The organism is Pseudomonas sp. A25(2017) (assembly GCF_002001065.1).
In the GTDB taxonomy this organism is placed as follows: Bacteria; Pseudomonadota; Gammaproteobacteria; order Pseudomonadales; family Pseudomonadaceae; genus Aquipseudomonas; species Aquipseudomonas kilonensis.
The window spans coordinates 1-9,708 of record NZ_MUOA01000067.1 but is presented as its reverse complement, the minus strand read 5'-3'; the positions used below and the strand labels follow the sequence as shown (position 1 = coordinate 9,708).

Sequence of the window (9,708 nt, the reverse complement as noted above, 5' to 3'; positions counted from 1 at the left end):
TGCTCAAGGTGATCAACAACAGGATCAACGTGCCCAACCCGAGCCGATCCACCAGCACCTTGCCCGGGTCAGGACCCAGCGAGTTCATCAAGGCCTCATAAAGCCAGAACAAAGGCCAGACCGCCGCCGCGATGAAGACGCCGACTCGCCAGACTGGAAAACGCATCAGTAGTCCTTCCTCAGGTCCATCCCTGCATATAAAGAAGCGACTTCATCCTGATAGCCGTTGAACATCAACGTATCGCGAACATTGGGGCTGAACAGCCCGCTCGGCAAACGACGTTCACGCGCCTGAGTCCAGCGCGGGTGATCGACCGTTGGATTGACGTTGGCATAAAAGCCGTATTCGTCAGACGCAATGCTTTGCCAAGTCGTCTTCGGCTGCTCGCTCACCAAACTGATACGTACGATGGATTTCACACTTTTGAAACCGTACTTCCATGGGACCACCAACCGCAGCGGCGCGCCGTTCTGGTTCGGCAACTCCCGTCCGTACATCCCAACCGCCAGGATGGCCAACGGGTTCATGGCCTCGTCCAATCGCAAGCCTTCGACATATGGCCAATCGATCAAGGCGAAACCGGAACGCTGCCCCGGCATGACCTTGGGATCCTGCAGGGTTTCGAAGCGGATGTACTTGGCCCTGGACGTCGGTTCGACCTGCTTTAGCAATGCGGAGATGGGGAAGCCGATCCACGGAATGACCATCGACCAGGCCTCGACACAGCGCAATCGATAAATACGCTCTTCCAGTTGATAAGGCTTCATGAAGTCTTCCAACCCGTAGCGTCCCGGCTTGCCCACCTCCCCGTCCACGACCACGCTCCAGGGCTCGGTCTTCAACGATCCAGCATTGGCTGCCGGGTCTCCCTTATCGGTTCCGAACTCATAGAAGTTGTTGTAATGGGTTGCGTCCTTGAACGGCGTGATGGGCTCATTCTTGACCGTGACCGCGCCCCATTGGACCGAAGGCAGTTTCTCGGCAAACCAGGACGGCGCCTTGCCGGGCTCGACATCGGCATAACGCGCCGCATCGGCAGCACTGGCCCATCGTGGCAAGCTGCTCACGGCCAGACCCGCCATGGTTGCACCGAGCATCTGACGACGGGATAGATAAAGGGATTCGGGCGTGACGTCCGATTCACGGCAGTCGGACGACTTGGAGATCTTGATCAGCATGACAACTCCGCAGTATTGGAGGGCAGGTACACCAATAGACTGCGGAGTATGGGGGAAATTACATTAAGGCAACGTTTAGCGTCGGCGAAGACGCAACAAGTATTGCACCGGTCCGGAGGCGGCATAACCCAGGAACACCAACAACAGAATACGTGGCGGATCACTGAACACCACCGCGAATACCAGCACCACTGCCAGAATTGCCACGAACGGCACGCGCCCCTTCAGATCCAGCTCCTTGAAGCTGTTGTACTTGATGTTGCTGACCATCAGCATCCCGGCCGCCGCAACCAGCAGCGCCACCAGAAACGACATTTTTGAACCCTGGATGCCGTAATCGCTGAATGCCCAGACAACACCTGCCACGACACCCGCCGCGGCCGGACTGGCCAGGCCGATGAAGTAACGCTTGTCAGCCTTGCCGACCTGGGTGTTGAAACGAGCCAGGCGCAACGCCGCACCCGCCACATAGACAAAGGCAACCATCCAGCCGACCTTGCCCATGTCCCCCAGCGCCCAACCGAACGCCAGCAAGGCAGGCGCTACGCCGAAGGCGACCATGTCGGACAGCGAATCGTATTCGGCGCCGAACGCGCTCTGGGTATTGGTCATGCGGGCCACGCGCCCGTCCAGGCCATCGAGCACCATGGCGACGAAGATCGCAATGGCGGCGAACGCGAAGTAACGGCTCGCCCCTGCGCTATCGCCAGCGCTCAAGGCAGCCTGGGCACTCATGGAGCTGATGATGGAATAGAAACCGGCGAACAGGTTCGCGGTGGTGAACAGATTCGGCAGCAGATAGATGCCACGATGCCGGACCTTACGGCCTTCTGCGTCATGGCCTTCTTCGACGTGCTCATCGATGGGCAACAGGCTTTCGGCGTCAGGAGCCTGGTTTGGCTCGTCGGGACGTTCGCTCATGGACAATACCTTGCAACGGTGTGAAAAAATTCGACAGATGTCTGGGACGACGGTTCTACCGCAAACGATGCAGCTTTATACCAGAAGCCACCGCCCAAACGAAAAAACGCGGCCAAGGCCGCGTTTTTCGATCAAGTTCGCGACTTAGTTCTTGGCTTTGTCGACGATCTTGTTGGCACCGATCCACGGCATCATCGAGCGCAGTTGCTCGCCGATGATTTCGATACCGTGGGCGGCGTTGTTGCGACGCTTGGCGGTCATCGAAGGATAGCCGGTAGCGCCTTCGCTGATGAACATCTTGGCGTATTCGCCGTCCTGGATACGTTTCAGGGCGTTGCGCATGGCCTGGCGGGATTCGGCGTTGATGACTTCCGGACCGGTCACGTACTCGCCGTACTCGGCGTTATTGGAGATCGAGTAGTTCATGTTGGCGATACCGCCTTCGTACATGAGGTCAACGATCAGCTTCAGTTCGTGCAGGCATTCGAAGTAGGCCATTTCTGGCGCGTAGCCAGCTTCAACCAGGGTTTCGAAACCGGCCTTGACCAGCTCGACGGTACCGCCACACAGAACGGCTTGCTCGCCGAACAGGTCGGTTTCGGTTTCGTCCTTGAAGGTGGTTTCGATGATGCCGGTACGACCGCCACCCACGCCAGCAGCGTAGGACAAGGCCACGTTCTTGGCGTTGCCGGACGCATCCTGGTAGATCGCGATCAGGTCAGGGATACCGCCGCCTTTCACGAACTCGGAACGCACGGTGTGACCCGGAGCCTTCGGCGCGATCATGATCACGTCGAGGTCGGCACGTGGCACAACCTGGTTGTAGTGGATCGCGAAGCCGTGGGAGAAGGCCAGGGTGGCACCTTCCTTGATGTTCGGTTCGATTTCGTTCTTGTACAGCGCCGATTGGAACTCGTCCGGGGTCAGGATCATGACCAGGTCAGCGGCAGCAACGGCAGAAGCCACGTCGGTCACTTTCAGGCCATGGGCCTCGGCCTTGGCAACGGTGGCCGAGCCTTTGCGCAGGCCGACAGTCACGTCAACGCCGGAATCTTTCAGGTTGCACGCTTGGGCGTGACCTTGGGAGCCGTAGCCGATGATGGCGACTTTCTTACTCTGGATGATCGACAGGTCGCAGTCTTTATCGTAGAAAACTTTCATGAATTTCCCCTATATCCGGCCGTTCAGGCCATTCGCTAATTTGGTTTAGATGCTCAGTACTTTGTCGCCACGGGCAATCCCGGTGACACCACTGCGTACGGTTTCCAGAATCGAGGCAGTGCCGATCGATTGAATGAAGCTGTCGAGCTTGTCGCTGGTACCGGTCAACTGAACGGTATAGACGCTGGCGCTGACATCGACGATCTGCCCACGAAAAATATCGGTAGTGCGTTTGATCTCGGCGCGCTGGGCGCCGGTGGCCTTGACCTTGACCAGCATCAGTTCACGCTCGATGTGAGCGCTTTCCGACAGGTCCACCAGCTTGACCACCTCGATCAGCTTGTTCAGGTTCTTGGTGATCTGCTCGATGATTTCATCGTGCCCTACGGTGGTCAGCGTCAGACGCGACAGGGTCGGGTCTTCGGTTGGCGCCACGGTCAGGCTTTCGATGTTGTAGTTGCGCTGCGAGAACAGGCCCACAACACGAGACAGCGCACCCGGTTCGTTTTCCAGAAGCAGGGAAATAATATGTCGCATGATTAGGTACGCTCCGTCTTGCTCAGCCACATATCGCGCATGGAGCCGTCTTTGATCTGCATCGGGTAGACGTGCTCGCTGGTGTCGACCGCAATATCGATCACCACCAGGCGATCCTTCATGGCGAACGCTTCCTCCATCTTCGACTTCAAATCCTTCGATTCGGTGATGCGCACGCCAACGTGACCGTAGGCCTCTGCCAGCTTGACGAAATCAGGCAACGATTCCATGTACGAGTGCGAGTGACGGCTGCCGTAGCTCATATCCTGCCACTGGCGAACCATCCCCAACACGCCGTTGTTCAGGATCACGATCTTCACCGGCAAACCGTATTGCAGGCAGGTGGACAGCTCCTGGATGTTCATCTGGATGCTGCCTTCGCCCGTGACGCAGGCGACATCAGTCTCTGGGAAGCTCAACTTGATGCCCATGGCCGCCGGGAAACCGAAGCCCATGGTGCCCAGGCCGCCGGAGTTGATCCAGCGATTGGGTTTGTCGAACTTGTAGTACTGCGCAGCGAACATCTGGTGCTGGCCCACGTCGGAGGTCACAAAGGCATCGCCCTTGGTCACTTCGCACAGGGTTTCGATCACGGTCTGCGGCTTGATCACACTGCCGTCACCCTTGTCATAAGGGAACAAGCCGCGATCGCCGCGCCATTCATCAACCTGCTTCCACCAACTGGCCACGGACTCCTTGTTGGGAACCTCGCCGATTTCCTTGAGAATGGCGACCATTTCAGTCAGCACGCTCTCTACAGGACCGACAATCGGCACGTCTGCCTTGATGGTCTTGGAGATGGACGCCGGGTCGATGTCGATATGGATGATCTTGGCGTTCGGGCAGAATTTCGCCGGACCATTGATGACGCGATCGTCGAAACGTGCGCCGACCGCCAGGATCACATCGGCGTGGTGCATCGCCAGGTTCGCGGTGTAGCTGCCGTGCATGCCGAGCATACCGATGAACTGACGGTCGGTGCCCGGGAACGCGCCCAGGCCCATCAGCGTATTGGTGACCGGCAGGTTGAGCATTTTCGCCAGTTCGGTCAGCGGCGCGGAGCCACCGCCGAGGATCACGCCGCCACCGGAGTACAACACCGGGCGCTTGGCCGCCAGGAGCATTTCGGCTGCCTTGCGGATTTGCCCGGAGTGGCCGCGTACGGCCGGGCTGTAGGAACGCAGCTTGGCTTTTTTCGGGAAGATGTATTCGAACTTCTCGGCCGGGTTGGTCATGTCTTTCGGGACATCGACCACGACCGGGCCCGGACGACCGGATTCAGCCAGGTAGAAGGCCTTCTTCATGACTTCAGGGATTTCCGACGCGTGCTTGATCATGAAGCTGTGCTTCACGATCGGCCGGGAGATACCGATCATGTCGGTTTCCTGGAACGCATCGGTGCCCACCAGGGTGCTGGGCACCTGGCCGGAGATGATCACCATCGGAATGGAGTCCATGTACGCGGTGGCGATACCGGTGATGGCGTTCGTGGCGCCTGGACCGGAAGTCACCAGTACCACGCCGGCCTTGCCGGTGGCACGGGCGTAGCCGTCAGCCATATGGGTGGCCGCCTGCTCGTGACGAACCAGGATGTGGGTCACTTCCGGTTCTTTGAACAGGGCATCATAGACATGAAGAAGAGCACCACCGGGGTACCCGTAGATATATTTGACGCCTTCGTCACGCAAAAAGCGGACGAGCATCTCACCGCCAGATAAAAGCTCCACGTTGTTCACCTCTAAAACGCCAGAATACCGACCCACAAAAAAGGGGACGGGTCTTAATAGGTTTACTTCTCGGCAGAGCATGAGCGACGGTGGTCGCCGACTACGTCAGCACTGACTGAGCAAGTATTGGGATCGTCCCAAGTGTTGCGGGCCTTTCCCACCCAGCGCGAGGTAACGCGTTGCGGGTGTAACAGGTCGGCGCGGATGTGCGCCTCATGATCTGCTGAGTGGGTCTGCTTCTGGCAGTCCCTCTACAGCGGACTTTGGATTCTTCTGTTTCGCCTCCTTCAAGTCAAGTCGTCTATGTGCTTTATTCGAAGTAAGCGCATGAGAACGCAAGAAAAAACCTTTAAACGGCAACTGTGTTAGCTTCAATTGCGCAACCCATGACAAGGAAACAGCATGCGAATGATCTTCTTGACGGCCAGCCTGCTGGTTGGCCTGAGCCCGATGTGCATGGCCGGTCAGGTCTACAAATGGGTGGACGCCCAGGGCGTTACCCACTTCGGCGCCCAGCCGCCCGAAGGCACGGAAGCCACGACCGTGATCAAGTCCGCCCCGCCGCCCGCCAAACCGGCGGCACCGCCGTCTGGCGGAGTCATTGGCGACCAAAAGGCCATCGACCAACAGGTCAAGAAACAGATTGCCGAGCAGGAAGCCCAACTCAAGGCGTTCTGCGAACAGGCCCGGACCAACCTGGCGCAATTGCAGAACAATCCCAGGGTACGCGAAGACGTGGAGGGGGAAATGCGCCGCCTCACCGATGAGGAGCGGCGCCTGCGGATCGACGAGACCCGCAAGCAAATCGAGGAGAACTGTCAGTAACGTCGGTCAGCCGGCGTTGCTGATCAACTGATCGAACTGCGCCAGCAGCCGCTGCAACTCGATGCCCTGCCCTGGCCGCTGGGCATAGACCATCTCGGCCATGGCAAGGATGCCCGAGGCGTTGGGCAGCGGCAGGTCGTTTTCCAGGATGGCTTTCATCCTGGGCAGGAAGATCCATTGCAGCCATTGCTCGAAGTCCAGGGTGTCGACCGCGAACGGCTCGACACTGGCCAGCGCCTGCGCCGAAGGCGACACATCGCTCCACCAGCCCTGGACCCGCAGTTCCCGCTCGATCAACAGCAACTGGTCGGCGATCTGAGGAAAACGCGTATCCATCAGAGCGAAACCTTGGCCTTCTGACGGGCCAATGCCGCGCCAGCGGAATCGCCTTGTTTCTCACGAGCCTGGCCGATCAATTCCCACAGGCTGGCCTGAAGTGCCGGACGACCACTGGAGAATGTCAGGCCACGACGAGCCAGTTGTTCGGCCTGCGGCGCATCGCCTTGGGCCATGCGCACCTGGGCCAGGCGATAAAGCACTTGAGGTTCGCGCGGAGCGACACGTTGGGCACGCTCCAGGCTGGAAGACGCACCGTTGAGATCACCGCCGGCCTGTTGTTGTTGCGCCGTGGTCAGCAGGGCCAGCACCGGGCCGTCCAGTTGTTCATCGGCGGACAAGCCACCGGAACTTGCCGGCGGGATGCTGCTCGGCGTCGAAGGCATGCTGTAGCTGCCCTGATTGATCGGCGAGGTTTCGATAGGCCCTGGCGTGATCGGACCCGGAGTGATCGGCGTGCTGCTGATCGGCGCCGAGGCCGTCGCGCCACCACCAGGCACCATCACGACGACACCGGTGTCGCCCTGCGGGATTGCCTGGACCTGGCCCTGCACCGGCCGCTTCACCGTCGTCTGACGGAAACCGCCGTTGGCCGAGACCCGCTCACTGTTGGAAACAGCAGTGCCGGAATCAACGACCGGAATCGAACCACGCTGTACGGTAGAGCAACCACTGAGCAAAGCCACGGCCGTTACCGCTGGAATCAACCACTTGTTCACTTGAAACCCTCTTTGCTTAATTCATCCAGTCCTTGACCCAATCCATCACCGATTCGGCGGGATTCGTGCCGCCACAGGCAGCACCGGGTGGTGGTTCGCTGCCGCGAATATACGGCATCTGCACGGCGCCCGGGCAATTGGCATCGGAGCCTTGCCCCGTGCGCGAATCAACCCATGCCTGGACGATGTTGTCCGGTTGCGGCATGTCCAGTGGCAACGGGTCGGCCTTGCGCATGAAACTGGTCCAGACCTGCAGCGCGCCGGTGGCACCGGTGAACGGGGTCTTGCCGTTGTCATCACGTCCGAGCCAGACCACCGCCAGCAGGTCCTGGCTGAAGCCGGCGAACCAGCTGTCGCGCGAGTCGTTACTGGTACCGGTCTTGCCCGCCAGGGTCAGGGTCCGGGGCAGCACGTTATAGACCGAACTGCCGGTGCCTTCACGCATGACCCGCTGCATCGCGCTCTGGATCAGGTAAATGGAGGCCGGATCGAAACGCTGCTGGATCTGGAACGGATAACGCTTGAGCGGCTCGCCATCGGCGGTCAGCACGCTGCGGATGCCGCGCATCGGCGTGTTGAAACCGCCATTGGCCAGCGTCTGGTACATGGCCGCCACTTCGATCGGCGTTAGGCCACCGGCCCCCAGCAACATCGATGGGAACGCCGGGAATTCGCGACTCACCCCCAGGCGCGCTAGGGTCTTGAGGACGTTCGGCACGCCGACTTCCAGCCCGAGGCGAGCCGTCGACAGGTTGTAGGAATGCGCCAGACCCTGGTAGAGGAACACCGTGCCGTGGGACCGACGATCATAGTTCTGCGGTTTCCAGACCTGGCCATCGGCGCCCTTGACCGAGAAGGTCTCGTCCGACAGCCAACTGGTCAGCGTGTATTGGCTCGGCTTTTCCAGGGCGGTGAGGTACACCGCCGGCTTGATCAGCGAGCCAATCGGGCGCACCGCATCCAGGGCCCGGTTGAAACCGGCGAAACTGGCCTGGCGGCTGCCGATCATGGCCTGGACTTCGCCGGTTTCCGGGTTGGTCACCACCATGGCCGCTTCAACTTCGTCAGCGCCCTTGCGCCCGCCCAGTCGCTTGAAGGTGTCCTCGACCGAGGCTTCGGCCTTCATCTGCAGGATTGGGTCGAAGCTGGTGAAAATGCGCAGGCCTTCTTCGGTCAAGTCTTCGTCGCGGTAGTCTTCGCGCAGTTGACGCTTGACCAGGTCCATGAAGCCAGGGAAGGAACTGTCCGCCAGGCTGCCACGCTTGGTCACGCCCAATGGCATCTTTTTTGCCGCCTCGACTTGCTCGGCCGTTGCCACACCTTGTTGTTGCAGCAAGTCGAGCACCAGGTTGCGCCGCTCGAGGGCACGCTCCGGATTACGACGCGGGTTGTAGGAAGACGGCCCCTTGACCATGCCCACCAGCAACGCCACCTGATGCAGCTTGAGCTCGGACAGCGGCTGGCTGAAGAAGAACTGGCTGGCAAGGCCGAAACCGTGCACCGCCCGTTGACCGTCCTGGCCGACGAACACCTCGTTGAGGTACGCCTCCAGGATCTCCGGCTTGTCGTAGTGCAGCTCCAGCAACAGCGCCATCATGGCTTCGGTGAGCTTGCGGGTCAGGCTGCGCTCGTTGGTCAGGTAGAAGTTCTTGACCAGCTGTTGGGTCAGGGTACTGCCGCCCTGGCGCATATGGCCCGAAGAGGTGTTGACCCAGATAGCCCGGGCAATCGACTTGGGCGAGACGCCGAAGTGATGGTAGAAGTCGCGGTCTTCGACGGCGATCAGCGTATCGAGCAGGAACGGCGGCACCTGGTCGATCTTGATCAGGATCCGGTCTTCGAGGTTCTTGGGGTACAGGCCACCAATGAGCAGCGGCTCAAGGCGCACCACCGACAGGCTCGCGTTGTTCGCGCCGGTCAGCGCAGCCACGTAGTCACCGGAAAAACGCACCCGCACCGGTTGCGCCTGTTCCATGCCTTCATAGAACTGGAAACCACGGGTGTTGAGGTCGATGGTATTGCCATTGACCGAGGCCGCACCCGGACCGTTGGTCACGCTTTCACGGCGATAACCCAAGGCATCGAGTTCGGTCAGGAAATCATCCTTGCTCAGCTTTTGCCCGACGAACAGCTCCAGCGGCCGGGCATAGACCTTGGCCGGAATGGTCCAGCGCTTGCCGGAGAACTTCTCCTGCACCACGGCATCGAGATAGACCGCAAAACCGGCGAGCACGACGAGGCCCACCAGGCTGAGTTTAAGGGCCCAGCCCAGCCAGGGCCGCAGGCGGCTGGCGGGTGGTTTC

9 protein-coding genes and 1 pseudogene are annotated in these 9,708 nt (G+C 60.0%); 1 reads left to right on the top strand and 9 read right to left on the bottom strand.

Annotated elements, in window-relative coordinates; translation table 11 throughout:
- The 6 genes and pseudogenes from B0E42_RS16300 to B0E42_RS16275 form a co-directional block, all read right to left on the bottom strand.
- A pseudogene (locus B0E42_RS16300) lies at window positions 1–166 on the bottom strand (sulfoxide reductase heme-binding subunit YedZ); the annotation flags it as partial.
- Window positions 166–1,179: a protein-methionine-sulfoxide reductase catalytic subunit MsrP gene (gene msrP / locus B0E42_RS16295; protein ID WP_077506849.1), complete on the bottom strand. Its 1,014-nt coding sequence runs from the start codon at window positions 1,177–1,179 to the stop codon at window positions 166–168. The gene msrP and the pseudogene B0E42_RS16300, both read right to left, overlap by 1 nt.
- 75 nt (window positions 1,180–1,254) lie before the next feature.
- Entirely contained in the window at window positions 1,255–2,100 is an 846-nt protein-coding gene (pssA, locus tag B0E42_RS16290; protein WP_014340224.1) for a CDP-diacylglycerol--serine O-phosphatidyltransferase, read from the bottom strand.
- Between the two features lie 144 nt (window positions 2,101–2,244).
- On the bottom strand, window positions 2,245–3,261 hold the full coding sequence (gene ilvC / locus B0E42_RS16285; protein ID WP_018609362.1) for a ketol-acid reductoisomerase: 1,017 nt from the start codon (window positions 3,259–3,261) through the stop codon (window positions 2,245–2,247).
- A 45-nt stretch (window positions 3,262–3,306) separates the two neighbouring features.
- A complete protein-coding gene (ilvN, locus tag B0E42_RS16280) occupies window positions 3,307–3,798 on the bottom strand; it encodes an acetolactate synthase small subunit (RefSeq protein WP_018609360.1) in 492 nt (163 codons plus the stop codon).
- A 2-nt stretch (window positions 3,799–3,800) separates the two neighbouring features.
- The gene (locus B0E42_RS16275) at window positions 3,801–5,525 is read right to left on the bottom strand and encodes an acetolactate synthase 3 large subunit (protein ID WP_024618734.1); all 1,725 of its coding nucleotides are present in this window, start codon (window positions 5,523–5,525) and stop codon (window positions 3,801–3,803) included.
- A 402-nt stretch (window positions 5,526–5,927) separates the two neighbouring features.
- Between B0E42_RS16275 and B0E42_RS16270 the strand changes: the two genes are divergently transcribed.
- Window positions 5,928–6,350 (top strand): DUF4124 domain-containing protein, encoded by a 423-nt coding sequence (locus B0E42_RS16270; protein ID WP_024618735.1) that lies wholly within the window; start codon window positions 5,928–5,930, stop codon window positions 6,348–6,350.
- A 6-nt stretch (window positions 6,351–6,356) separates the two neighbouring features.
- Here B0E42_RS16270 and B0E42_RS16265 read toward each other — a convergent pair whose 3' ends face one another.
- The 3 genes from B0E42_RS16265 to mrcB all read right to left on the bottom strand — a co-directional run.
- Entirely contained in the window at window positions 6,357–6,686 is a 330-nt protein-coding gene (locus tag B0E42_RS16265) for a YqcC family protein (RefSeq protein ID WP_003205615.1), read from the bottom strand.
- Window positions 6,686–7,405 carry a M48 family metallopeptidase gene (locus B0E42_RS16260; protein WP_077506848.1) on the bottom strand — a complete coding sequence of 240 codons (720 nt, stop codon included), beginning with the start codon at window positions 7,403–7,405 and terminating at the stop codon, window positions 6,686–6,688. The genes B0E42_RS16265 and B0E42_RS16260 overlap by 1 nt, the downstream gene beginning before the upstream one ends.
- Before the next feature lie 16 nt (window positions 7,406–7,421).
- A partial coding sequence (gene mrcB, locus B0E42_RS16255; protein WP_371915896.1) for a penicillin-binding protein 1B occupies window positions 7,422–9,708 on the bottom strand: 2,287 nt, incomplete at its 5' end.